At 52.7% G+C, this 25201-nt stretch carries 21 protein-coding genes; 8 read left to right on the top strand and 13 right to left on the bottom strand.

All coding sequences use genetic code 11. The annotated features are described in order from the left end of the window. Nucleotides 1-270 precede the first annotated feature (270 nt). Entirely contained in the window at nt 271-831 is a 561-nt protein-coding gene (gene gmhB / locus LQ901_RS01720; protein ID WP_230403538.1) for a D-glycero-beta-D-manno-heptose 1,7-bisphosphate 7-phosphatase, read from the bottom strand. Between the two features lie 403 nt (nt 832-1234). Here gmhB and metN point away from each other — a divergent pair, with 403 nt between their 5' ends. The 6 genes from metN to proS all read left to right on the top strand — a co-directional run bounded on the left by metN (nt 1235) and on the right by proS (nt 6991). Next, on the top strand, nt 1235-2278 hold the full coding sequence (gene metN / locus LQ901_RS01715) for a methionine ABC transporter ATP-binding protein MetN (RefSeq protein ID WP_064978147.1): 1044 nt from the start codon (nt 1235-1237) through the stop codon (nt 2276-2278). Further along, entirely contained in the window at nt 2259-2912 is a 654-nt protein-coding gene (locus LQ901_RS01710) for a methionine ABC transporter permease (RefSeq protein WP_052181467.1), read from the top strand. The genes metN and LQ901_RS01710 overlap by 20 nt, the downstream gene beginning before the upstream one ends. A 102-nt stretch (nt 2913-3014) precedes the next feature. Beyond that, entirely contained in the window at nt 3015-3824 is an 810-nt protein-coding gene (locus tag LQ901_RS01705; protein ID WP_064978148.1) for a MetQ/NlpA family lipoprotein, read from the top strand. 230 nt (nt 3825-4054) lie between these two features. After that, nucleotides 4055-4432 (top strand): Rcs stress response system protein RcsF, encoded by a 378-nt coding sequence (gene rcsF, locus LQ901_RS01700; protein ID WP_039045882.1) that lies wholly within the window; start codon nt 4055-4057, stop codon nt 4430-4432. Between the two features lie 36 nt (nt 4433-4468). After that, nucleotides 4469-5185 carry a tRNA (N6-threonylcarbamoyladenosine(37)-N6)-methyltransferase TrmO gene (gene tsaA, locus LQ901_RS01695; protein ID WP_230405867.1) on the top strand — a complete coding sequence of 239 codons (717 nt, stop codon included), beginning with the start codon at nt 4469-4471 and terminating at the stop codon, nt 5183-5185. Between the two features lie 87 nt (nt 5186-5272). Beyond that, nucleotides 5273-6991 (top strand): proline--tRNA ligase, encoded by a 1719-nt coding sequence (gene proS / locus LQ901_RS01690; RefSeq protein ID WP_064978151.1) that lies wholly within the window; start codon nt 5273-5275, stop codon nt 6989-6991. 220 nt (nt 6992-7211) lie between these two features. On the opposite strand, the gene LQ901_RS01685 is transcribed toward proS, so the two are convergent. After that, a complete protein-coding gene (locus tag LQ901_RS01685) occupies nt 7212-7943 on the bottom strand; it encodes a copper resistance protein NlpE N-terminal domain-containing protein (protein WP_064978152.1) in 732 nt (243 codons plus the stop codon). A gap of 185 nt (nt 7944-8128) precedes the next feature. Between LQ901_RS01685 and LQ901_RS01680 the strand changes: the two genes are divergently transcribed. Continuing rightward, nucleotides 8129-8329, top strand: a complete 201-nt coding sequence (locus LQ901_RS01680; RefSeq protein ID WP_010864509.1) for a YaeP family protein — start codon at nt 8129-8131, stop codon at nt 8327-8329. Nucleotides 8330-8339: 10 nt separating this feature from the next. Next, a complete protein-coding gene (locus LQ901_RS01675) occupies nt 8340-8591 on the top strand; it encodes a Rho-binding antiterminator (protein ID WP_010864510.1) in 252 nt (83 codons plus the stop codon). A 91-nt stretch (nt 8592-8682) separates the two neighbouring features. On the opposite strand, the gene tilS is transcribed toward LQ901_RS01675, so the two are convergent. From tilS to lpxA, 11 genes are all read right to left on the bottom strand, one after another. Next, nucleotides 8683-10002 (bottom strand): tRNA lysidine(34) synthetase TilS, encoded by a 1320-nt coding sequence (tilS, locus tag LQ901_RS01670; protein ID WP_233671927.1) that lies wholly within the window; start codon nt 10000-10002, stop codon nt 8683-8685. Further along, complete coding sequence (locus LQ901_RS01665) at nt 9992-10381, bottom strand: VOC family protein (RefSeq protein ID WP_047708953.1); 390 nt, start codon at nt 10379-10381, stop codon at nt 9992-9994. The genes tilS and LQ901_RS01665 overlap by 11 nt, the downstream gene beginning before the upstream one ends. An 83-nt stretch (nt 10382-10464) precedes the next feature. Then, a complete protein-coding gene (pdxY, locus tag LQ901_RS01660; protein WP_010864513.1) occupies nt 10465-11322 on the bottom strand; it encodes a pyridoxal kinase PdxY in 858 nt (285 codons plus the stop codon). Nucleotides 11323-11461: 139 nt separating this feature from the next. Continuing rightward, the gene (locus LQ901_RS01655) at nt 11462-13597 is read right to left on the bottom strand and encodes a lysine decarboxylase CadA (protein WP_010864514.1); all 2136 of its coding nucleotides are present in this window, start codon (nt 13595-13597) and stop codon (nt 11462-11464) included. Between the two features lie 114 nt (nt 13598-13711). Continuing rightward, nucleotides 13712-15022, bottom strand: coding sequence for a cadaverine/lysine antiporter (gene cadB / locus LQ901_RS01650; RefSeq protein WP_010864515.1), 1311 nt, complete (start codon nt 15020-15022; stop codon nt 13712-13714). 1186 nt (nt 15023-16208) lie between these two features. Continuing rightward, complete coding sequence (gene cadC / locus LQ901_RS01645) at nt 16209-17819, bottom strand: lysine decarboxylation/transport transcriptional activator CadC (protein ID WP_064978155.1); 1611 nt, start codon at nt 17817-17819, stop codon at nt 16209-16211. Nucleotides 17820-18053: 234 nt separating this feature from the next. Then, a complete protein-coding gene (gene accA / locus LQ901_RS01640) occupies nt 18054-19013 on the bottom strand; it encodes an acetyl-CoA carboxylase carboxyl transferase subunit alpha (protein ID WP_010864517.1) in 960 nt (319 codons plus the stop codon). Nucleotides 19014-19026: 13 nt separating this feature from the next. Then, entirely contained in the window at nt 19027-22506 is a 3480-nt protein-coding gene (gene dnaE, locus LQ901_RS01635) for a DNA polymerase III subunit alpha (protein WP_010864518.1), read from the bottom strand. A gap of 107 nt (nt 22507-22613) precedes the next feature. Then, complete coding sequence (gene rnhB / locus LQ901_RS01630; protein ID WP_039045876.1) at nt 22614-23207, bottom strand: ribonuclease HII; 594 nt, start codon at nt 23205-23207, stop codon at nt 22614-22616. Continuing rightward, complete coding sequence (gene lpxB / locus LQ901_RS01625; RefSeq protein WP_064978156.1) at nt 23200-24372, bottom strand: lipid-A-disaccharide synthase; 1173 nt, start codon at nt 24370-24372, stop codon at nt 23200-23202. The genes rnhB and lpxB overlap by 8 nt, the downstream gene beginning before the upstream one ends. Nucleotides 24373-24410: 38 nt before the next feature. Continuing rightward, complete coding sequence (lpxA, locus tag LQ901_RS01620) at nt 24411-25199, bottom strand: acyl-ACP--UDP-N-acetylglucosamine O-acyltransferase (protein WP_010864521.1); 789 nt, start codon at nt 25197-25199, stop codon at nt 24411-24413. Nucleotides 25200-25201 lie beyond the last annotated feature (2 nt).

Genomic DNA, 25201 nt, shown 5'->3' with positions numbered 1-25201 from the left:
AGTGCCCACACAGATTGTCTGATTAACTTTTTAAAGAGCAGTTGTCGCGCTACGTTTTACTTCGCGTCGACAGGCTGAGAAATTTACTTTCTTCGCCGCACTGAGTCAAGCTTTATTTCACGCTTATTTCAGTGAAGAACTTTCTTTCACTTCAGCAAGAAATTCAATCGCTTGCCGTCTCAACGAGGGCCGCATTATAGGGACTAATTCATCAGAGGCAAGCGATAATTACACTTTTTAAATCGTTCGTTCAAATTTCAAACAAACGTCTTAAAAGCCCAGCGATTTGAGCAGCGCGGGAACATCAGACAGGCTATCTACCACGTGATCGGCCAGTGCTTCGCCCTCTGCAGTGATAGGTTTACCGGTGCGAACCAAAATTTTGGTACCGACGCCTGCTGCTTGCGCTGCTTGCATATCTTCTTTCTTGTCACCGACCATGACGGAAGCGGCCATATCCAGATCCAAGAATTGTTTGGCTTCCAACAACATGCCCGGCTTCGGTTTACGGCAATCACAATCAGCCTTGTACTCACCAATGCCTGCTTCGGCGTGGTGTGGGCAGTAATAGATGCCATCAAGGTCAACGCCACGATCCGCCAAGGACCAATCCATCCACTCGGTCAGGTGCATAAACTGATCTTCACTGAACAAGCCACGGGCAATACCTGACTGGTTGGTTACCAGAACCAAAGCCAGCCCCATCGCCTTCAATTCACGGCAAGCGTCAATAGCGCCATCAATAAAGTCGAAGTTATCACTTTCATATACGTAGCCGTGATCGACATTCAATGTGCCGTCACGATCCAGAAATACAGCTGCTTGTGCCACTGTGGGTACTCTCCAAGGCATTAATGTAGGAAAAATTATCGCATGTTTTAGAGGCAAAGCGTATGGGAAAGCATCGTCGGTACTGATTGCTTCGTGCTGCGCGCTATCTATCACGCTTTCTATTATAGATAACGCAATAGCAAGTTATCGGCGTCGCGTAAGAAAACGCAGCTCGCAGCCTTATCCCTCAGTTATCTTTGGTCCCCCTCTTTTGCTCACTGGATTTTGAGTGTACAAATTATTTTAGACGTCTAGACGTAAAAACCCTTGACGATAGACGTCCAGACATCTTAGCATCCGTTATCAGAATGAACATGCATGTTTCCCAGTTGTATATTGTTTGCAACAGCGTTTTGTGCGATAGAAGTCTGTACCCGTTTCTGCATGGAGAGCATGACGTACCATGATCCGACTCAGCCACATAAGTAAAGTATTCCACACCGGTAACCGCACGGTGCATGCGCTGGATGATGTCAGCTTGCATGTTCCCGCAGGGCAGATCTTCGGTGTTATTGGCGCCTCAGGAGCCGGTAAAAGTACGCTGATCCGCTGCGTGAACCTGTTAGAGCGCCCAAGCTCGGGTGAGGTGGTGGTGGATGGCCGCGATATGCTGGCGCTGTCCGATAAGGAATTGACGCAGGCCCGTCGCCACATTGGGATGATTTTTCAGCATTTTAATTTGCTCTCTTCGCGTACCGTATTTGGCAATGTGGCTTTTGCGCTGGAGTTAGAAGGCTGCCCGAAGGCGCAATTACAGCAGCGCGTGACCGAATTACTGGAGCTGGTTGGACTGGCGGACAAGCATGCAAGCTATCCGGCCAATCTGTCTGGCGGGCAAAAACAACGGGTGGCGATCGCCCGAGCGCTGGCTTGTAATCCTAAAGTGTTGCTGTGTGATGAAGCCACCAGCGCATTAGATCCAGCCACCACGCGCTCGATTCTGGGGCTGCTCAAAGACATTAACCGCCGCTTGGGGCTGACCATTTTATTGATCACCCATGAAATGGATGTGGTGAAGCGCATCTGCGATCAGGTGGCGGTGATCAGTGGTGGCCGCCTTATTGAGCAAGGCACGGTCAGTGAAGTGTTCTCGCATCCGAAAACGCCATTGGCGCAGCAGTTTATCCGAGCCACCTTGGATTTGGACATTCCGGCCGATTACGCCGAGCGCTTAACTGCCGCGCCACAAGCCGGATTTTTCCCGCTGGTGCGTTTGGCCTTCTCGGGGCAATCGGTGGATGCGCCGCTGCTGTCGAAGCTCGCTCGTGAGCAAGGCATTGATTGCAATATTTTGTGTGCGCAAATGGATTATGCCGGAGGCGTAAAGTTCGGGGTCATGTTGGCCGAGCTGGAAGGCGATGAGCAGCAATGCCAGCAAGCCATTGATTATTTTACCCAGCATCATGTACAGGTGGAGGTACTCGGTTATGTCGCAAGCCATGCTTGAATTGTTGTTTAAGGCGCTCGGCGAGACCCTCACCATGGTGCTGGTATCCGGTGCGATTGGTTTAGCGCTTGGGATCCCACTCGGTGTAGTGCTGTTTATCAGCAAACCGGGGCAAATCAAAGAACATGCGCTGCTGAATAAAGCACTGGGTACGGTGGTCAATATTGGGCGCTCTATCCCGTTCATTATCCTGATTGTGTCGATCATTCCGCTGACGCGTCTGCTTGTGGGAACCTCGATTGGCACCATGGCGGCAGTTGTGCCGCTAGCGATTGGCGCCACGCCGTTTATCGCCCGATTGGTTGAAGGCGCACTGATGGAGATCCCATCCGGTTTGGTGGAAGCGGCACGTGCTATGGGCGCAAGCCCGCTGCAGATAATTGTCAAAGTGATGCTGCCGGAAGCGCTGCCGGGCATTATCAACGGGATCACCATTACGCTGGTGACCTTGGTGGGCTACTCGGCGATGGCCGGTGCGGTCGGCGGCGGAGGTTTAGGTGATGTGGGGATCCGTTACGGCTACCAGCGTTTTGACGGCACCGTAATGTTAGTCGTCGTCGCTATTTTGGTGCTGTTAGTGCAAATCATCCAAAGTGTGGGAGAGCGTCTGGTTCGCGCCACTGATCATAAATAATACGGCTCATAAATAATCTCGTTCACGTTACATCTCTCCCTTATTGGTACGGCGACACGACGCCATGCCCGGGTTACTAAGATATAAAGAAGGATATCGACAATGACACTGAAGTTTAAAACCCTCGCTCTGGTAAGTGCTCTGGCTGGCAGCTTGTTGCTGACCGCCTGTGGTCAAAAAGAAGCAGACAGCAACAAGATTAAAGTAGGCGTGATCTCTGGCGCAGAAGAGCAAGTGGCAGAAGTCGCCAAGAAAGTGGCAAAGCAGCAATACGGGTTGGATGTGGAGCTGGTAAGTTTCAGTGACTACATTACCCCGAACGCGGCGCTGGCCGATGGCTCCTTGGATGTGAACGCGTTCCAGCATAAGCCGTATCTGGATCAACAAATTGCTGACCGCGGTTACAAGCTGGCTATTGTGGGCAATAGCTTTGTGTACCCGATTGCCGGTTACTCGAAGAAAATTAAAAACGTCAGCGAGCTGGCCGACGGCGCTTCCGTAGCCCTACCGAATGACCCGACTAACTTGGGCCGTTCACTGCTGCTGCTGCAAGCACAAGGTCTGATCAAGCTGAAAGACGGCAGCGGTTTGAACGCAACCTTGCTGGATGTGGTCGACAATCCGAAGAAACTCAAGTTGGTTGAGCTGGAAGCGCCACAGCTGCCACGTTCACTGGATGATGTCGACTTGGCGATCATCAACACCACGTACGCCAGCCAAATTGGTCTGACGCCACCCAAAGATGGCCTGTTTGTTGAAGACAAAGCCTCTCCATACGTCAACCTGATTGTGGCGCGTGAAGACAATAAAGATGCCGAGAACGTACAAAAGTTCGTGAAAGCCTTCCAGACCGAAGAAGTGTATCAAGCGGCTAATGAAGTGTTTAAAGGCGGCGTGGTGAAAGGCTGGTAATCTTCCTTTTCTCGCTTCGCTTTGCTATCCCTCTGATAAGAGCGCCCATGCGGCGCTCTTTTGGTTTGTGGTGCTTTTGTTTACTATTGTCTGATAATGCTTATCTGATAATGGCAGATGGTACGGGGTTTCTTAGCGCCATCAGGCACGCGAGCGTGTTTTTACGCTACAGTTTCCCACGCCATCATTATTTGTGTGCGCTCTTACTTAACCTGAGTACGGATACCGGAATGTCTAAATCGATTCTGTTGTTTGCCGCCGCGACCCTGCTGGCCGGTTGTGCCACCCATTACAATGTGGACAGTAATCTGAATCCACAAAATGTGAAAACCTACTTTGCCCCCAGCACGATCACGCTGTATGAAAAAAGCAGTGAGCTGGAAGGCGTGGAGTATAAGAATATTGGCCATGTACAGGGCGATGTGTGTCAGGCCGATAGCCGTGATAAGCCAGCAAGCCTGACCGAAGCGCGCAATGTGACCCTGCGTAAGGTGCAAGAGATGGGCGGCAATGGCTTGCTGCTGAATCAATGCCTGATGCTGACTGGCGTACCGGGCTGTGAGCAACTGGCACTCTGCCAAGGCTCGGCCATTATTGTGAACAAGTAATCTTGATTAACCAGTTGTGAGGTGATGCTGTTGGATTTGTCTCCTGAAACCTTAACCCTGACGCCGATAGGCGTGATCCAATCACCTTATAAAGAAAAGTTTGCCGTACCGCGCCAACCGGGGCTGGTGCAAGATGGCAACGGTGAGCTGCGTTTACTGCCACCCTACAATCAACCGGATGCGGTGCGCGGCCTAGAGCAGTTCAGCCATATCTGGTTGGTGTTTGTGTTTCACCAAACCCAAGAACAAGGCTGGCGTCCTACGGTTCGCCCTCCACGGTTAGGCGGCAATGAGCGCCTAGGGGTATTTGCCACCCGCTCGACCTTTCGCCCAAATCCGATTGGGTTATCCAAAGTCGAGCTGCGCGGCATTAAGGTGCGTGGTGGCGAGGTATATCTGGAGCTCGGCAGCCTCGATTTAGTCGACGGCACCCCTATCTTGGATATCAAACCTTACTTGTCGTATGTGGATAGCGAACCCGATGCACGCGCCGGTTTTGCGCAAGAGGCACCGAAATCTGACATGCAGGTGCTGTTTAGCGCGGCGGCAGAGCAGGTTTTGCAGCAAGAGGCGCACCGCTATCCGCACTTGCGCCGTTTTATCAGCGACGTGCTGGTGCAAGACCCACGCCCGGCCTATCGTAAAAAAGAGACGGATGCGCGCGAATACGCCGTCCATTTATTGGACTTTAATGTCCGCTGGCAGGTCACCGGCACCCAAACCGAGGTGCTGATGATAGAAAAGCGCAGCTGATTTGAGCAAAGAGGCTTTTTGGCCTCTCGTCACACTGCTAAACTAGCCGCTTTCCGATTTTGTCTGAATCACTCACGGAATCTATCCATGCGTACCAGTAATTATCTGCTCTCCACATTGAAGGAGACTCCATCCGATGCGGAAGTGATCAGCCACCAGCTGATGCTCCGTGCCGGCATGATCCGTAAATTAGCCTCCGGCCTGTACACTTGGCTGCCGACCGGTCTGCGCGTACTGAAGAAAGTTGAAAACATCGTACGTGATGAAATGAACAAAGCCGGCGCCATCGAAGTGTCGATGCCGGTGGTTCAGCCGGCTGACCTGTGGGTGGAAACCGGTCGTTGGGAGCAATACGGTCCGGAGCTGCTGCGTATCGCTGACCGTAACGAGCGTCCATTCGTGCTGGGTCCAACCCACGAAGAAGTGATCACTGACCTGATCCGTAACGAAGTGTTCTCCTACAAGCAACTGCCACTGAATCTGTTCCAGATCCAGACCAAGTTCCGTGATGAGATACGTCCACGTTTCGGTGTGATGCGTGCCCGTGAGTTCCTGATGAAGGATGCGTACTCCTTCCATACCTCTCAAGAGTCACTGCAAGTGACTTACGACAAGATGCATGCCGCTTACAGCGCCATCTTCTCGCGTATGGATCTGGATTTCCGCCCAGTGCTGGCTGACACCGGCTCTATCGGTGGTAGCTCTTCACACGAATTCCACGTACTGGCCAAGAGCGGTGAAGATGATATCGCCTTCTCTGATGCATCTGACTACGCGGCTAACGTAGAAATGGCAGAAGCCGTGATGCCTGCGGGCGAGCGTGCTGCACCAAGCGAAGAAATGCGTGTGGTGGATACACCGAATGCCAAAACCATCGCTGAGCTGACTGAGCAGTTCAATCTGCCGGTTGAGAAGACCGTGAAGACACTGGTCGTACGCGCAGCTGAAGATAGCGGCCACAAGCTGGTTGCACTGCTGGTTCGTGGCGACCACGAGCTGAACGAAATCAAAGCGCAGAAACTGCCACTGGTTGCCGATCCGCTGGAAATGGCGGACGAAGCAGAAATCCGCGCCGCGATTGGCGCAGGTCCAGGGTCACTGGGTCCGGTTAATCTGCCACTGCCAATCATTGCCGACCGTGCCGTGATTATGCTGAGCGATTTCGCAGCTGGCGCTAACCAAGATGGTAAGCACCTGTTCGGTATCAACTGGGAGCGTGACCTGCCACTGGCCGACGTAGCGGATATCCGTAACGTGGTTGAGGGCGATCCAAGCCCGGATGGTCACGGTACGCTGCAGATCAAACGCGGTATCGAAGTAGGTCACATCTTCCAGCTGGGTACGAAGTACTCCGAAGCGATGAAAGCCTGCGTGCAGGGCGAAGATGGTCGTAACCAGACCATGCTGATGGGCTGCTACGGTATCGGTGTTTCCCGTGTGGTTGCTGCGGCTATCGAGCAAAACCATGACGAGCGCGGCATTATCTGGCCTGATGCGATTGCTCCGTTCCACGTAGCTATTTTGCCAATGAACATGCACAAGTCTTACCGCGTGCAAGAAGCGGCCGAGAAGCTGTACAACGAGCTGCAAGCGGCCGGTATCGATGTGCTGATGGACGATCGTAAAGAGCGTCCGGGCGTGATGTTTGCTGACATGGAGCTGATGGGTATTCCGCACGTGGTGGTGATCGGTGATCGCAACCTCGACAACAATGAGCTGGAATATAAGCAGCGCCGCAGCGGCGAGAAGCAGATGATCAAGAGTGATGACATTCTGAGCGTACTGCTGGCCAACATTAAGCGCTAATACGCGAGCGCTTACGTCAAAGAGCCTCGTCTCAATGAGACGAGCGCCAAAACCAGAAAACAAGCAACCCCGCCGGAGATCCGTGCGGGGTTCTTTTTTATCTAATAGTTAGCGATATTACAGCGCTAAAGCATCTAGCCTCAGGTTTGACTACCGCTCTTTCCCATGCGCACTTCCCCATACCCATGTGCACGTCCCCATCCAGAGCTTACCCACTGCGTCACTCTTCTTCTGACTGACACGGCTCGGCAGGAACAAAGCCTTCTAAGCTATCGACCACCAGCACGGAGCTGGCTGAGACCTCATCACTATCCCCGGCTTTATCAGCCTTATCGGCAAAATGGGCGGTCAGTTCAACCAAAAGAGGTTTCTGCGGATCTTTACCGTGCAGCTTTTGCACCGCTTTACGATAAGCCGTTTGCAAGGCTTTGCTCTCTCCTTGCAAGGTGAAGGTCAAACCGGTGGCACAATCTTGTAAGACCGCACCGGTAGCGCGCGGAGTATACATCCCGCGTACCGACATGGGATCGCTCGGCAACGCCACCTCGGCGCCCTGCAGCACATACTGATGTTCATCCGGCAACGGTTTGTCGTCCTGATCCAGCATCAATAAGCTATCTGGGCGCACCTGATAGCTTTGCACATCACCATTGCTGGAAGTCAGGATCAATTTTTCGCCCTGCCGACTCCAACGGCCATAGTCCGCAAACAGCTGTCCGCTGCGTCCTTGCAGGTAGGTATCGGTTTCCACAAAACTGCCGTCATCATTCAGACGGATCCGGGTGTCGATACCATCACAATCAGTACACGGCAGCACACCTTGATAACCTTCAAATAAGGTTGCCGGTTCGCTGTCGGTGGTACGCGCATTGTCGGCGGCCTGCACCACCGGCATACTCAGACTGAAAATGACAGACAGGGCCAACGCACTGCGCAAAAAAGAGGATGCCATAACGTGCTCCTGTTCTCTGTATTGACTCTACCCCTTAAGGATACCGCCTGCCGCCACTCTCTACCATGCTGTTTTACGCATGCATCACGCTTAGCCGCCAAGAGAAAGGGCGCTTTTTGTGTAATCAGCGGTATTAAGATATAACAGCGCATGACGATTTTTCATTTTCATGCAGGAGAAATGCTATGTTGCAGTATGGCGAGCGAATCCGCCGAGCATATGCACAGATTGGTAGCGGAGAGCTCGGTTATATTCCAGATGCACTACACTGTGTACTGGAGACATTGAACCGGATAGCGGAAGATCCGGCCGTACCGGAAACGGTGCGCGATCAGGCAGCCTATGCCGCCGCCAATCTGTTAATGAGTGACATCAGCACGGATTAGGAATTTCATCATGACCAATGACTATCAGCCCATCTCATGTGCAACTTACGATCTTCTGGAACTGGCCTGTATGCACCACTATAAGCTGCATATCACGCAAAAGTCCGGTGAAGTGATTGAAGGCACCGCGATGGACATGCAGATTGAGAATCATCAGGAATTTATTCTGCTGCAACTGGCAGATGGTCATGAAATCCGATTGCGGCTCGATAGTCTGCACGCCTTCAGCCATGAGCGCTTTGGCGTGCAATACTTGGAGTGAGCAGGGTTAAACAGACACAAGGCGCGATGGTTTGCCCTATCCCGCCTTGTATTTCGTGTTCAGTGTTGCGTTTTTTGCTAGCTAACTGTGCTTAGCACAGCCATGGCTTGGCCCAGTAAATCTGCCACTGTGGCTGATCAGGCTGCGGTTGGCCTTCTTTGGTGACAAACACGCCAAAGGCAGCAATCAAGGTTTCGCCGTAAAACAGCATCGGTGTGCGATCGCGCAGCCACGGCGGAATGCTGCGCTCTTGCCAGATTTTCTTAATCTGACGCGAACCATTACGCCCGATGATATGAAAACGCCCCTGCGCACGAAAACGCACGCTAACAAACTCAGCAGGCAGCGGCGCACGCACGCTTAAGCCGCCTTCTTGTAAACGCAGCTCGCCCAAGTTATCCGGCAACACCAGCGGACGTAAACCATCCCACATCTGCACCGAATCGGCGAGTGAGCGCATGCTCGGCAGCAAATACAGACGCTGCTTGAAGCGGCGCACCTGCCACTGCTGGATATTCAGTACCGGCTCGGCATCTTGACGCGCCATAGCCACTTGATACCACAAGCTTTGCAGCTGCTCCCGCGAAGGCATTAATGCGCCGAGACACGCAAACCAGCGGCGCAAAATCGCTTGGCGTTTCACTTCGCTCATCAGCTGCAACCCAGCGATATCGATGGACTCATCGTCATCCAACAGCGTTTGCAAAGACTCCATCAACAGCTCATCGAGCAGCTCTTCTTGCTCGCCACACAGCGCGGCACTGCGCGCTACCGCTTCACCAAAATGTGGCCAACGGGCGGTCAGCTCAGGGATCACTTGCAAGCGCAGGAAGTTGCGATCAAAGCGCGGATCGCTGTTACTGTCATCTTCAACCCAGCTCAGCTGATGCAACGCGGCATAGGCTTCAATCTCGGCGCGGGAAACGTACAGTAACGGGCGCACCTGCTGACCACGCATAAACGGCATCCGCGCCGTCATCGCCGCCAACCCGGCCGGACCACTGCCGCGCTTGAGCGCCAGCAATACCGTTTCACACTGATCATCCAAATGCTGCGCAGTGACCAAACTCTCGCCGGCTTCTAAGCGTGATCCGATGGCGTGATAACGCGCATCGCGAGCCGAAGCTTCCAAGCTGATATGGGCTTTTTTCACCTGCACGCGCACCACATCCAGCGGAATTTGCCACTGCGCACACTGCTGCTCGCAATGCAGCGCCCACTCATCCGCAAAACGGCTCAGGCCGTGGTGCACATGCACCGCGCGCACCCGAAGCTCAGGGCGCAACTGACGCAAACGCATCATCAAATGCAGCAGTACGGTGGAGTCAACGCCACCACTGTAGGCAACCAGTACGCGGTTGTCCTCTCCGATACACGCGGCGGCCTGCGCCAGAATTGGGTCACTGTTCATAAAGTTCTAAAGGTAATTGATCCGGATCGGCAAAGAAGGTGAAACGACGCTGAGTATAAGGATCGGTGCGGATCGGCTCACAGGCAATACCGTGTGCCTGCAATGTGGCCACCGCCTCATCCAGCGCGCTGACGGCAAACGCCAGATGGCGTAATCCGCACGCCTCGGGTTGGCTGAGCCGCTGCGGTGGATGCGCGAATGAAAATAGCTCCAGAGTGTACTGACCGTCTAACGCCAGATCCAACTTCCATGAATCACGCTCTGGCCGGTAATGCTCAGCCAGTACGCGAAACCCGAGGATCTCGGTATAAAACGCTTTCGAACGCGCGTAATCGGAGCAGATCAGCGCGATATGGTGTACGGCACGGAGTTTGAGCATCCCTTTCCTCTGTCAGCCAGACGGCAGTCAGTTACTGCCGTCAGGAGCGAAACGTTAACGCTCTGCGCTGTCAGATGCAAGGATCAAAGTGCCTGTGCGCGGTATTGGCTGACCGGATTCACAATATGCTCACGCGCGGCGACGATCTGCAGTTCGTATTTGCCATTTTGCTGAGTGCAGGTCATCACATCGTTAACGGCATTTGCGGTGTGCTCGAAGGCCTCACGATCATTTTTGCCTTGCAGCAAGTTGGCCAAGAAGATGGCGCTGGTCAGATCGCCTACGCCCACTGGCTGGCGGTCAAAGTCATGCAGCGGACGGCTGATATGCAGCACTTCATCGGCACTTACCAGCAGCATTTCAAACTGCTGCGGATCGCGACCGGCTTTGCTCAGGTGTTTCACCAGCACTTTCTTCGGTCCACGGCTCAGCAAGTGACGCGCTGCCGCAACCGCTTGTTCGAAGTTCTCGACCGGCAAGCCAGACAGCGCTTGCAGCTCCAGCAGGTTTGGCGCTAAGACATCGGCGCAGCTCACCGCATCATGCTCTAAAAACTCTGCCACGCCCGGTGCCACGATGCAGCCTTTTTCTGGATGCCCCATGACCGGATCGCAAAAATAAATCGCATTTGGATTTTTGGCTTTCACCGCACGCACGGTGGCCAAAATAGACTGACCTTGTTCTGCCGCGCCGATATAACCCGACAGCACCGCATCGCACTCTGGCAACACGCCAATCTCATCCATGCCTTGGGTGATCAGGCCAATTTGTTCTTGTGGGAATACCATCCCCTGCCATTTTTGGTATTGGGTGTGGTTGGAAAACTGAACGGTATGCAACGGCCAAACATCAACACCTAACAGCTGCATCGGTAATACGGCTGCTTTATTACCGGCATAGCCGTAAACGACATGAGACTGAATCGACAGAACGTTTTTCATGATTTTATGAGCTCCGCATGCCCCAACAGGTATTCGCATGCTTTATGCAAACTAAAAAGAGATGACGTAAGAATATCGGATTATCGCCGCAAAAAGTAAAAAAAACGGCGCGAAATGCGCCGTTTTTTGTATACACAAATTACTGCTTGATGATCTTAACGGTGTAGCGGCCGTCAGCTTGACGATACGCACCGTGGATATCAGTTTCGAAGCCTGGGAAGTGGGCACCGATTTCGCACAGCATCTGCAGGAAGTCCAGCACTGGGCGGCTTTCTTCGGTGATCATTTCACCTGGCATTACCAGAGGAACACCTGGTGGATATGGCAGGATCATGTTGGCGTTGATCTTACCAACCATCTCTTCCAGGTAGCACTCTTCCACGTTACCGCGCAGTTCCTGTTGGAACGCAGCGTGCGGAGTCATCACCAGCTTAGGCAGAACTTCGAACGCGGTGTACATCAGTTCTGGCAGGTTGTGGTGGCAAATCAGCTTGTGGATACCTTGTGCCAGTTCCTGGATACGCATTTCTGCGTAGAACTCTGGGTTAGACGCGTACACGCTTGGCAGTACGTTCTTAACTTTCATGTTCAGGTCGTAGCAACGTTTGAACTCGGTCAGACCACGCAGCAGGCTCAGAGCCTTGGTCTTATCGATACCGATGCTGAACAGGAACAGCAGGTTGTAAGGACCGGTCTTCTCAACGATGATACCGCGGTCGTCCAGGAACTTAGCAACCAGAGATGCTGGGATACCTTGTTCTTCCAGAGTACCTTCTTTGCTCAGGCCCGGAGTCAGCAGGGTAACTTTGATTGGGTCCAGGAACATGTGGTTTTCGTCCATGTCCTTGAAGCCATGCCAGCCGTCTTTCGGATCCAGGTTCCAGCAAGCCACTTCGTCGATGTTCTCTGGCTGCCATACGTCGAAGAACCAGCCATCGCACTCAGAACGCAGCTTTTTGATTTCCTTACGGAAACGGATAGCGCGGTCGATAGAGCCTTGGATCAGGCGCTTACCAGCATTGCCCTTCATCATCGCTGCTGCGGTTTCAGTGGAAGCCACGATACCGTAGTGCGGAGAAGTAGAGGTGTGCATCATGTACGCTTCGCTGAAGGTTTCCTCGTTGATGTCACCTTTAACGTGAATCATGGAAGCCTGAGAGAACGCAGCCAGCAGTTTGTGAGTGGACTGGGTTTCGTAGAATACTTTACCCGGTACACGGTCACCGCTCATACCACACTTGCCCTTATAGATTGGGTGGAAGTTGGTATAAGGAACCCATGCAGAGTCGAAATGGATGGATTTAACATCCAGAGTCTTCTTGATGGTGTCAGTGTTGTACAGCAGACCGTCGTAAGTAGAGTTAGTTACTACGGCGTGAACTGGCCACTCAGCATTTGGTGTTTCAGCAATTTTCTGCTCGATAGTTTCACGAGTGAATTCGCTGTGTGGGATACCACCCAGGATACCGTAAGCGTTACGGGTTGGACGGAAGTACAGCGGAGTCACGTCGCTCATCATCATCAGGTGAGTCAGAGACTTGTGGCAGTTACGGTCGATCATGATGGTGCTGCCAGCTGGTGCTGAGTACATACCTACGATCTTGTTCGCAGTAGATGTACCGTTAGTCACCATGTAGCTACGCTCAGCGTTGAAAGTACGTGCAATGTACTCTTCCGCTTCTTTGTGTGGACCGGAGTGGTCCAGCAGTGAGCCCAGCTCGCCAACAGAGATAGAGATATCAGACTTCATGGTGTTCTCACCGAAGAAGTCATAGAAAATGCTACCTACTGGAGATTTCTGGAACGCAGTACCGCCCATGTGGCCTGGAGTACAGAAAGTGTATTTACCTTCTTCAACGTACTTGAACAGCGCCTTGGTCAGTGGAGGCAGGATGTCGTCAACGTAAGCGGCAACAGCTTGCTCGATCTTCAGAGTGATGTCAGACGCCATGTCCAGCGCGTACTCGAAGAAAGTCACGTTCAGACGCAGGTCGTTCAGGCTCACGTCCAGAGTAGAGTGAGTGTTAGCGAACGCGAACAGAGGCAGTTTCTCGTTCAGTTCGTTGATATCACGGCACAGATCCAGGCTGTACTTGTCCCAATCGAATACAACACCCGCAACGCGTGCGTTGTTTTCCAGCAGTTTCAGCAGATCTTCACGGTCGTTTGGATAAACAACCTGGAAACCTTTTTCTTCCAGCGAAGCGTGTAATTCACGGATCGGTTCTTCTTTGAAGAAGGCACCGAGGTGATTCATGATAGCAATAATATTCATTATATAACCCTTACTTTATACCGTGCTGCCACCTCTTCCGTCAGAGATAACATCGAGTGAAGCAGCACGTTTTTGAGGATATGGTTTAGCTATTCTTTTAACTCAGACTTGCCATTACGCAGCAGTTGCAGCGCTCTTACGGCCAATCTTGTTCGCGTAGAACATCAGGATGATCAGGCTCACGATGAAGGTGGCAGTCAGCTGAGCTGAAGTTGCACCTGCCAGCGCTACGAAACAGAACGCTGCAGCAATTACGGAAGCCACGATGCTCAGTACGCTGCGAGTAGTCGCGCCTTCGAAGCGGATCAGGTTCACAGCAGAGTAGAAGTAAGGCAGCATGGTCAGCAGTACCGCGATACCAGTCAGCTGGCCGAATAGGTCAGAAGCGTTCGCACCGCTAGAGCTTGCTACAGTCAGCAGGATCATCAGCACAGTCATTTTGCAAGACGCCAGAATCAGACCTTTCTTAGGTACGCCGTTCTTGTCCATCTCGCCGTATACAGCTGGGAAGTTACCGTCTTGTGCAGCACGCGCACCCGCTTGGCCAACCAGCATCATCCAAGAACCCAGAGAGGTCAGACAGGCGATAGCGGTGAAAGCAGATACCAGAGGCGCAGCCCAAGAACCCACCATCTTAGAAGTACTTACTGCAAACGGCGCACCAGACGCAGCCATTTCAGCAGCAGGGAACATACCGGACATCACTTGAGTTGCCAGGATGTAGATGATACCCGCCAGACCAGTACCCAGCATGGTAGCCATTGGTACGGTACGCTGTGGGTTGTCTACCATACCGGTACTTACCGCAGCAGATTCAACACCCACGAACGCCCACAGGCACAGCAGAACAGAGCTAACAACGGCTTTAGTGCTTGGCTCACCAGTGGTGTTCCAGTTAGCAACGTAAGTTGCAGTGTCGAACCAAGCCCAACCGAAGATAGCGGTAGCAACTACTGGGATCAGTACCAGAATCAGACCGATACTGGTCAGACGGCTCACCCAAGAACCACCCAGCAGGTTGATAAAGGTAAAGAACCATACGGCAGCGATACAGGCGATACCGGCAGCCACTGGCTCGTTCAGAACTGGGAAGAAAGTAGACAGGTAAGCAACCGCGGTGATAGCGATAGCCAGGTTACCGATCCAGTTAGCGTGGTAGTACAGAACACCGGTTTGGAAACCAAATACTGGGGCGATTTCACCAGCGTATGCAATCGGGCCACCCTCTTGAGGGTTCTTAGTAGCCAGACGGGCATATACATAGGCCAAAGACATCGCACCGATCAGAGCAATAACCCAACCCCAAATGGAGATAGAGCCGATACGAGCCAAGTTAGCTGGCAGCAATGCGATACCACTACCCATCATGTTACCGGCTACTACACCTGTACAGGCTAGCAGGCCGATTTTTTTAGTCGACGACATGGTGACTCCTGAATTTCAATATTTGAAATCTTAACCACTGTCCGAATTTCAATGTTCAGCGCAGTGACTACTTAACTTATGCCGAGAACAGAAACTGACTATATTCCTGCCCTTCTTTTCACAAGCGTGCAGTATTGTTTTATGTAAGTGGCTAAACCTGATTCACATGAGTCTTATTCACATCAATCGCGGTTTACCAGATAAAGCAGCAAGCACCCAAAAGAGATATCTGCATCTGCTTATTACTTTGTGTTCAACAAAAGAGCGAATCAAAAGCGTGTCATTTACACAGTGTCACTCGTTTTGTGTGATGGACTTTATCCCTCTGCCAAATAAAAGTCCTAAAGTTAAAGTGAACTTATTAAATCTTCTCAAGAAATGACAATTCCAAACATTCCATGAGACTTATTGCAGAATGTAACCCAACCGTTTGCGCTCGCTAAATTTAAAATATAAACACATATAAATCAGCGTGTTGACATTAACTTTACCCGCATCAATATTGTGCTTTTGCAGTGTCAACATGGCGCAATATTAACCATCAGCAACAAACAAACATCTTTAGGGATATCCATGCGCATAACGCAATACATGGCAACCCGTTTACTTAATATCCCATCCTTGCCAATAACTATGCGCAAAATGACGATTTATTCTCCGCTATCAACCTCGAAAACATCCGGTTAAAAAAGAAAACAGCAACGGCAACCCCCAAAATAAACCGCCAGATTGCATGGCGAAGATAAATAATCAGCATGTTCGCAAAAGTAAGAGATAGCACCGTGAGGATCAAGCCCAGCCAAACTAAGCTAATAACTACTAAACCAAGAACACTAAACCAATAAACCTAAGCTAAAAAAACAAGCACAGAACATGCAGAAAGTATGAGAAAGAAATAAACAATGATCGGGATAAAAAAGAATGGAACAGGTGAAGATGAGAGCGGCTAATAAGATGGTAGGGATTAATGAAACGATGAAAAGAAAATATAGTGGAAAAATGAGAATAGGGAAAGCTAAACACAGAAACGCACAGGATAGCGCGAATACCCCATTGAGCATCACTCAACTCAATAAGACCTAGGATGCCTAGCCTCAAGCGCACCACTCAGCGTGGCTAACGGCCACCACACCGCCCCGCTGCGCCACGACGTAAAGCGTGGCGCGACACCGTCATCAGTTACCCATTAATCAAAGGTGGTATCGTTCAGATAAGGCGCGACGGCATTGAGCTCGCTTTGGAAGATAGCGTTTTTAATCCAGTAATAGGTGCCCTTGCCCGGATGCTGATTGTACGCCGACAGATAGGCATCCGCCGCATCACTGAACAGCCCTTCCAGCTCATACACCTTACCCAGCAGCACGTAAGACAGCCAGTTACGCTCCAGCTTCACCGCCTGCTCAGCATACATCTGCGCCTGCGCCAGATTGCCATTATTCAATTGGAACAACGCCTGCAGCTGCAACACGATCGGGTTACCGTGCAGCTCTGGCGCATCCACTATCCGTGCCAGCTCATCTTTAATCGCCGAACGCTGCTGCTCCGCATCACCACTTGGCTGCAATGTCATCAACACCATATTGTTGAGCAGTAACTCAGCACGAGCATAGATGAAGTTCGGGTAATCTTTCAGTAAGGTTTGCAGAATATCGCGCGCCGCGATTAAGGAGTCCACATCCCCGCTTTGCATCAACTGGTGCGCATGATAGTACTGGCGTAGCACATGCCCATCTTGCGGCGCTACGTTACTCAAACGGGTAATCAAAGTCTGTGGCGGCTGTAAGCCCAGCACCGCAAACACATGGTTGAGCACATCTACCTGCACCGTCAGTAAGTTGGTTTCGGTAATGATGTAGCGCTTGCTCATCAGCACTTTGCGCGTAGCGTTATTAACCAGTGAAACCGATAAGAAACACTGACTGACGCGGTGGTGCTGCTGATTTTCAAACTGGGTATACAGCGTCTTCCCTGCCGTCGGCAGACTACGACCACTGTAATTGGTCATGTCGTGTGCATTGTACGGGCTGTAGTTATTCAGCGCCTGCGCCAGCAATTCATTGACGCTACTAATCGGCCCTTGAGTATTGGCACACACACTGTTTGGATTCGCGACCCACTGGATAGACACCGCATTCGGGTCCATCAATACCGGCGACATATCCGGCACTGGACGGAACAGAAACGCTGAACCTCCGGCAAACAGGCTCAGCAGCAAGACAATCCCCAGCACTTTCCACCAGGAAAAACGCGGCGCAACCACACCTTGGGTTACGGTATCGGCAGGAGGGACAAAACAGGCAAGCTTAGCCGCCGCATACAGCTCTTGCTCGGTGGTCGACACCGGCGCACTGCTGATACTGGCAGCTGGATTTACCAGCTCTGCGGGCGTGACTGGGGCTGCGCTGACTTCTGGGGTAGGCTCTACCGGCACAGCAGCCAATGGCGGCTCATAACCGGAAACATGCGCATCACCGACGCACAACGTGACCGAGGCCACCAGCTTGTAACCGCGTTTCGGCACGGTCACGATATATTCCGGCGCGTCTGGCCGGCCATCTTTCAGACATTTACGCAACTCAGAGATGCACTGAGTCACCACATGCGGCGTTACCACATTGCGGGTCCAGATATTATCAATCAGCTCATCGCGGCTGAGCACTTCTCCCGGATGGGTAGAAAAATAGCACAGCATATCGACAAGTCTTGGTTCAACCACCAAGACCCGTTCGCCACGAATTAACTTATTGTCAGCTGCAGAAACCAGCCATTCGCCCACGCGGTAGGATTCGTCTCGCATTATACTGAGTATTGTTTCATGTCATCGGATCAAAATTTCGAGTGCGCAAGGCTAGCACGGTTTTCCCCGCAGCAAAACTTTCTCTCTCACACAAAGTGGAGAAAATGAGGTTTTCTTGATGTAAAAGGGCGTTCTACCGGCGTGAAAATGACAAATCTCAGCGACTTGTCGACATAATAAAAAAGCGGCCATCACAGCCGCTTCTTAAGCATTTTATCAAATTTATTGCATAAATCAGCAATAACCGTAATTCATCAGACGCTGATAACGACGCTCCAGCAGCATATTCTCATCCAGCACGTCCAAATCCTGCAGATCTTGTTGCAGTTGTGCCTTCAGTGCCGCCGACATTGCCGCCATATCACGGTGCGCACCACCCAGTGGCTCACCGATCACGCTGTCAATCAGACCCAGCTCATGCAAACGCGGCGCGGTGATCCCCATCGCTTCCGCGGCCAGTGGCGCTTTATCGGCGCTCTTCCACAAAATGGAGGCACAGCCTTCCGGTGAAATCACCGAATAGGTGCTGTATTGCAGCATGTTAACCTTATCACCCACCCCGATCGCCAGTGCGCCACCAGAGCCGCCTTCACCAATCACGGTACAAATGACCGGTACGGTCAGCATCGACATCTCTTTTAGGTTACGCGCAATCGCTTCGGACTGGCCACGCTCTTCTGCACCCACGCCAGGGTAAGCACCTGGGGTATCGATAAAGGTAATGATCGGCAGCTTAAAGCGCTCCGCCATCTTCATCAGACGCAGGGCTTTACGGTAGCCTTCTGGTGCTGGCATGCCGAAGTTACGACGGATCTTCTCTTTGGTCTCACGGCCTTTTTGATGGCCAATAACCATCACCGGACGCCCTTCCAAACGGGCAATCCCGCCGACAATCGCTTTGTCATCGGCGTAAGCGCGATCCCCGGCCAGCTCATCAAACTCAGTGAAGATCTGGTCGATATAATCCAACGTATAAGGGCGACGCGGATGACGCGCCAGCTGGGCAATCTGCCAAGCGCCCAGATCCGCAAAAATCTTGCGGGTCAGCTCTACGCTCTTATCCTGTAAACGACGGATCTCATCATCCAGATCGAAATCCAGATCCTCGTTTTGGCGGTTTACCGAGCGAAGCGAATCAATTTTGGCTTCCAATTCGGCAATTGGCTGTTCAAAATCCAGAAAATTCAGACTCATAATTATGGTTGTCCTAGTCAAACTCCAGCTCGATCTGTTCATTCCCGATCAGCGTACGCAGACCGAGTAGCAATTGATCGGATGGGGTTACACGCCATTCAGTACCTAAACGCAGCCGGGCGCGCGCGTCATCCCGCTGGTAGTAAATATTGACCGGCACACTCCCGGCGCGGTGCGGCTCGAGCACCTGTCGGAAACGGCTGAAAAACTGGTCATCAATTTGCCCGTCTGTTAACGAGATGGCAAGTGCACGGGCGTATTTTTCCCGCGCCTCACCAATATCAAGCACTTCTCTAGCCGTCATTCTAAGTCCGCCGGAGTAGTCATCAAAGCTGACCTGTCCGGTAACCAGCAAAATGCGGTCTTTTTCCACCAGATGCTGATAACGATCGAGTGCATCCGAGAATAACATTACTTCCAGTCGGCCGGAACGATCATCCAGTGTCACCAGACCGATCCGCGAGCCACGTTTCGTTGTCATCACCCGCGCAGCCACTACCAAGCCAGCCGCTACGGTAACCTGACCGCGTGGCGATGGCACCATATCTTTTAAGCGCGACGGCACATAGCGGTCTAATTCTTTCAGATACTGGGTGATCGGGTGTCCGGTCAGATACAAGCCGAGCGTCTCGCGCTCCCCTTCCAGCCACACTTGATCTGGCCACGGCGGCACGTTGGCATATGCCTGTTCAACTTGCTCCGGCGCATCGGCCAGCACGCCGAACATGTCAGCCTGCCCCAACGCTTCGGCTTTGGCATGCTGATCGGCCGCTTTCAGTGCTTCTTCCAAACTCGCCATCAGCGCCGCGCGGTGCGGGCCTAAGCGATCCATCGCGCCGGATAAAATCAGCTTTTCCAGTACTCGGCGGTTGATGCGTTTAACATCCACGCGGGCACAAAAATCAAACAGGTCACGGAAATAACCACCGGCTTGACGCGCCTCGACAATCGCTTCGATCGGGCCTTCACCGACCCCTTTCACCGCCCCGATGCCGTACACAATCTCGCCCGCTTCGTTGACACGGAAGTGATGCTCACCGCTATTCACATCTGGAGGCAGAATTTTCAGCCCCATGCGACGGCATTCTTCGACCAGACCAACGATTTTATCGGTGTTATCCATATCGGCGGTCATTACCGCCGCCATGAATTCCGCCGGATAGTGAGTCTTGAGCCACAGCGTTTGGTAAGACACCAGCGCATAGGCCGCGGAGTGCGATTTGTTAAAGCCGTAGCCAGCAAACTTCTCCACCAAGTCGAAGATTTTCATCGCCAACTCACCGTCGACGCCGTTCTTCTCCGCGCCCTCTTTAAAGGTGCCGCGCTGCTTGGCCATCTCTTCTGGCTTTTTCTTACCCATCGCACGGCGCAGCATATCCGCACCGCCGAGCGTATAGCCGGATAACGTCTGGGCAATCTGCATCACCTGTTCTTGATACAAGATGATGCCGTAGGTCGGCTCCAGAATGGGTTGCAGTGACTCATGTTGCCATTGCACGTCCGGATACGAGATCGCTTCACGCCCGTGCTTACGGTCGATAAAGTTATCCACCATCCCGGATTGCAGTGGGCCCGGACGGAATAGCGCCACCAGCGCGATCATATCTTCGAAGCAGTCGGGCTTCAGACGTTTGATCAAATCTTTCATACCACGCGATTCGAGCTGGAATACCGCGGTCGTTTCAGAGCGTTGCAGCAACTCAAACGAGGCCGGATCGGTCAGCGAAATCGCCGCAATATCTACCGGAGGCTTGCCCTCTTTGGCCAAGCGCGGGTTAATCATCTCCAACGCCCAGTTGATGATGGTCAAGGTACGCAGGCCGAGGAAGTCAAACTTCACCAGACCGGCGTATTCCACATCGTTTTTATCGAACTGGGTTACCGGATGATGACCTTCGGAGTCGCAATACAGCGGGGCAAAGTCGGTGATCTTGGTTGGCGCAATCACCACCCCACCGGCGTGTTTACCGGCGTTACGGGTGACCCCTTCCAGTTTACGCGCCATATCGATCAGCGCCCGCACCTCTTCATCGGCGTCATACGCCGCCTGCAGCTGTGGCTCGGCTTCAAAGGCTTTCGCCAAGGTCATGCCAGGATCAGGCGGGATCAGCTTCGAGATGCGATCCACAAAGCCATACGGATGGCCCAGCACACGGCCCACATCACGGATCACCGCTTTGGCCGCCATGGTACCGAAAGTGATGATCTGGGATACCGCATCACGACCATACATATCGGCCACGTGCTCGATAACCTGATCGCGCTTATCCATGCAAAAGTCGACGTCAAAGTCGGGCATGGAAACCCGTTCAGGGTTCAAGAAACGTTCGAACAGCAGGTCAAATTCCAGCGGATCCAGATCGGTAATTTTCAGCGCATAGGCCACCAATGAACCAGCACCCGAGCCGCGCCCAGGGCCTACCGGAATACCGTTATCCTTGGACCACTGGATAAACTCCATCACGATCAGGAAGTAACCCGGAAAGCCCATTTGGTTAATTACGTCGAGCTCGATTTGCAGACGCTCATCGTAAGGGGGGCGCTTCTCGGCGCGTACAGCCGGATCGGGGAACAAGAATTCCAGACGCTCTTCCAAGCCTTCGCGGGATTTCATCACCAGAAAATCTTCGGTGGACATATCGCCGGTCGGGAATTGCGGCAGGAAGTACTCGCCCAAACGGATGGTTACGTTACAACGTTTGGCAATTTCTACACTGTTTTCCAGCGCTTGCGGGATGTCGGCAAACAGCTCGCACATCTCGTCTTCGCTACGCAGATATTGCTGCGCACTGTATTTCTTCGGTCGTTTTGGATCGTCGAGGGTAAAGCCATCGTGAATGGCGACCCGAATTTCATGGGCGTCGAAATCTTCCGGCGTCAAAATACGCACATCGTTGGTCGCCACCACCGGCAGATCGCAACGCGCAGCCAATTCAACCGCAAAATGCAGGTAAGTCTCTTCGTCTTGACGACCGGTACGGATCAGCTCCAGATAGTAGCGATCCGGAAAATAGGTTTGGTAAAAGTTGATGCACTCATCCACCAACTCCTGATTACCGCGCAGCAGTGCCTTGCCGACATCGCCATAACGGGCGCCGGAAAGCACAATCAGTCCTTCGTGGTGTTGCTCTAACCAATCACGTTCGATGACTGGCCCACCTTGCACATAACCACGTTGGTACGCTTGCGAAATCAGTAACGTCAGATGCTGATAACCGGTGTTATTGGCCGCCAGAATGGTAAGCTCCACCAGCTCATCCCCCAATAAGGGGTTATGCATTAAAAAGTCAGCCCCGATAATGGGCTTGATACCAGCACCGTGCGCGGTGCCGTAGAATTTCACCAGACCACACAGGTTGGTGAAATCGGTGATAGCCAATGCCGGCATTGCAAGTGCGGCGGCTTTTTTGACCAACGGGCCGGTTTTCGCCAGCCCGTCAATCATGGAGTAATCACTGTGAACCCGTAAGTGAACAAAACGGGGCTGCCCCATCAGGAAACACTCCTTAACTCTCAATTCCATCGCTCAGATGCGGCGCATCTAAACGCAATAACGTCGGGTACACACCCGTTAGTGCTTTTGGCTCGCTAAGCGGTCGATTACAGCCCGAGCGCCCGCTTCACGGGCGCAAAACTGCGACGATGCTCAGCAATCGCGCCGTGCTCGGCTAACAGCCGTAAGTGATCGGCAGTCGGATAGCCTTTATGCTTGGCAAAGCCGTATTGTGGATACTGCGCATCAAGCTCTGCCATTTCCCGATCTCGGGTCACTTTGGCCAAAATAGACGCGGCACTGATTTCGGCGACCTTACTATCCCCTTTGACCACCGCTTGCGCTGGCATCGGTAGCGCTGGACAGCGGTTACCGTCAATCAGCACAAACTCTGGCGTGATAGGCAACCCCGCCACCGCGCGCTGCATCGCCAGCATGGTGGCGTGCAAAATGTTCAGCTCATCAATTTCATGCGGCTCGGCGCGACCTAAACTCCACGCCAGCGCTTTTTCTTTGATTTCATCAAACAGCGCCAAACGCTTTTTTTCTGACAGCTTTTTCGAGTCGGCCAAGCCAACAATTGGGCGCGCGGGATCTAAGATCACCGCCGCAGTGACCACCGCGCCCACCAACGGACCGCGCCCCACTTCATCGACACCGGCAATCAAACCAGCATCCGGATATACAAATAAATCAGTCATCACGTTGAATCAAATCCAGTACCGCTGCCGCCGCCTGCTGGTCAGCATCGCAGCGAATTTTCTGATGTAGCTCGGTAAACATCCGCTTTAAGCAGCGGTTATCCTGCGACAACAGCATGCTGAGCTTGGCGGTTAGGCGCTCAACCGTGCAATCTTCCTGAATCAGCTCGGGCACGATTTTCTTACCGGCTAACAGGTTAGGCAGCGAAACAAACTCGGTTTTGACCAACTTTTTGGCCAGCCAGTAAGTCAGCGGTTTGACCCGATACGCTACCACCATCGGTGATTTGGCCAACATGCACTCTAAGGCTGCTGTACCGGACGCCAACAACGTCGCATCGGCCGCCGTCATTGCGTCCCGCGCTTGGCCATCGAGCAAGGTGATACGCAAATCCGGAGCAATCTCAGCCTTTAACGCCAAAAACTGCTCACGACGACGCGCATTGACCATCGGCACTAATATTTGCAACTCCGGACGCAGCTGCTGCAAACGCTGCGCCGTTTGCAAAAACGGCTCCGCCAACATGGCCACTTCACCTGCCCGGCTGCCCGGCAACACCGCTAGCACTGAGGCATCCTCGCTCAAGCCCAGCGTCCGACGCGCACCGGCTTTATCAGCTTCCAACGGCATACTGTCAGCCATGGTATGACCGACAAAACGACACGGGACATTAAAGCGATCGTAGAAGGCTTTCTCGAATGGCAAAAAGGCCAGCACCAGATCGGTGGCTTTGGCAATTTTGAATACCCGATTTTGCCGCCACGCCCACACTGATGGGCTGACGTAGTGCACCGTCTTGATCCCATGCTGCTTGAGTTTTAGCTCCAGACCAATGTTGAAATCTGGCGCATCGATACCGATAAACACATCCGGTTTGAGGCGAGTAAAATTTTGCACCAGAGTCCGGCGGATCGTGAGCAGACGCGGCAAGTGCTTGAGCACTTCCACCAGCCCCATCACGGCCAACTCTTCCATATCAAACCAGCTTTCGCACCCTTCGGCCTGCATACGCGGGCCGGCGATGCCGACAAAGCGGGCATCCGGATGCTGGGCACGCAGGGCGCGGATCAAACCGGCCCCGAGAATGTCGCCGGAGGTTTCTCCGGCCACAATGCCAATCACCAGAGGTTGCGTGACCGGTAACGATGTCTGCTCAGGCTGCATAGTGTTGAGGCATAGTCTCGATTTAACGAAGTCTCGTATTAACGGATAATTCCGCGTTGCGATTGCGCTAAGAAGTCAATAAATGCCTGTACAGGCGGATGCGCATTGGCCAACTCAGCCAACTCAGGACGAATCTCATCCAGCGTCTTACCACTGCGGTAAATCAGCTTGTAGGCATTGCGGATCGCGTGCAGGGTCGGCTTTTCAAAACCGCGACGCTTCAGGCCTTCAATGTTCACGCCAAATGGCGCCGCATGGTTGCCTTGGGCCATCACAAACGGCGGCACATCTTGCACCACAATCGAGCCACCGCCCAGCATCACATGCTGACCGATACGGCAGAATTGGTGGATTGCCGACATACCACCGACAATGGCAAAGTCTTCCACTTCAACGTGACCTGCCAGCGTAGCGTTATTGGCGAAAATACAGTTATTGCCCACTACACAGTCGTGCGCGATGTGCGCATTGATCATCAGCAGGTTATCGTTACCCACACGGGTGATCCCGGTATCCTGCACGGTGCCGCGGTGAATGGTGACGCTTTCGCGGATCACATTGCGATCGCCGATTTCGGTTCGCGTCGGTTCACCGTGATATTTCTTATCCTGATTGGCTTCGCCGATCGACGCGAACTGATAAATCTGGTTATCGCGTCCGATACGGGTATGGCCGTTCACCACCACGTGGGATTTCAGTACGGTGCCTTCGCCGATTTCTACATCAGCGCCAACCACACAAAACGGGCCGATTTGCACACCCGCACCGATTACCGCCCCTGCTTCTACGATAGAAGAAGGATGAATGAAGGCCGTTTCATGAATCACGG

It is taken from the genome of Plesiomonas sp. PI-19 (genome assembly GCF_021368255.1).
GTDB classification, from domain to species: domain Bacteria; phylum Pseudomonadota; class Gammaproteobacteria; order Enterobacterales; family CAMTGL01; genus Plesiomonas; species Plesiomonas shigelloides.
Note: the sequence above shows the minus strand (reverse complement) of the source record. Positions and strands in the feature narration are given on the sequence as shown.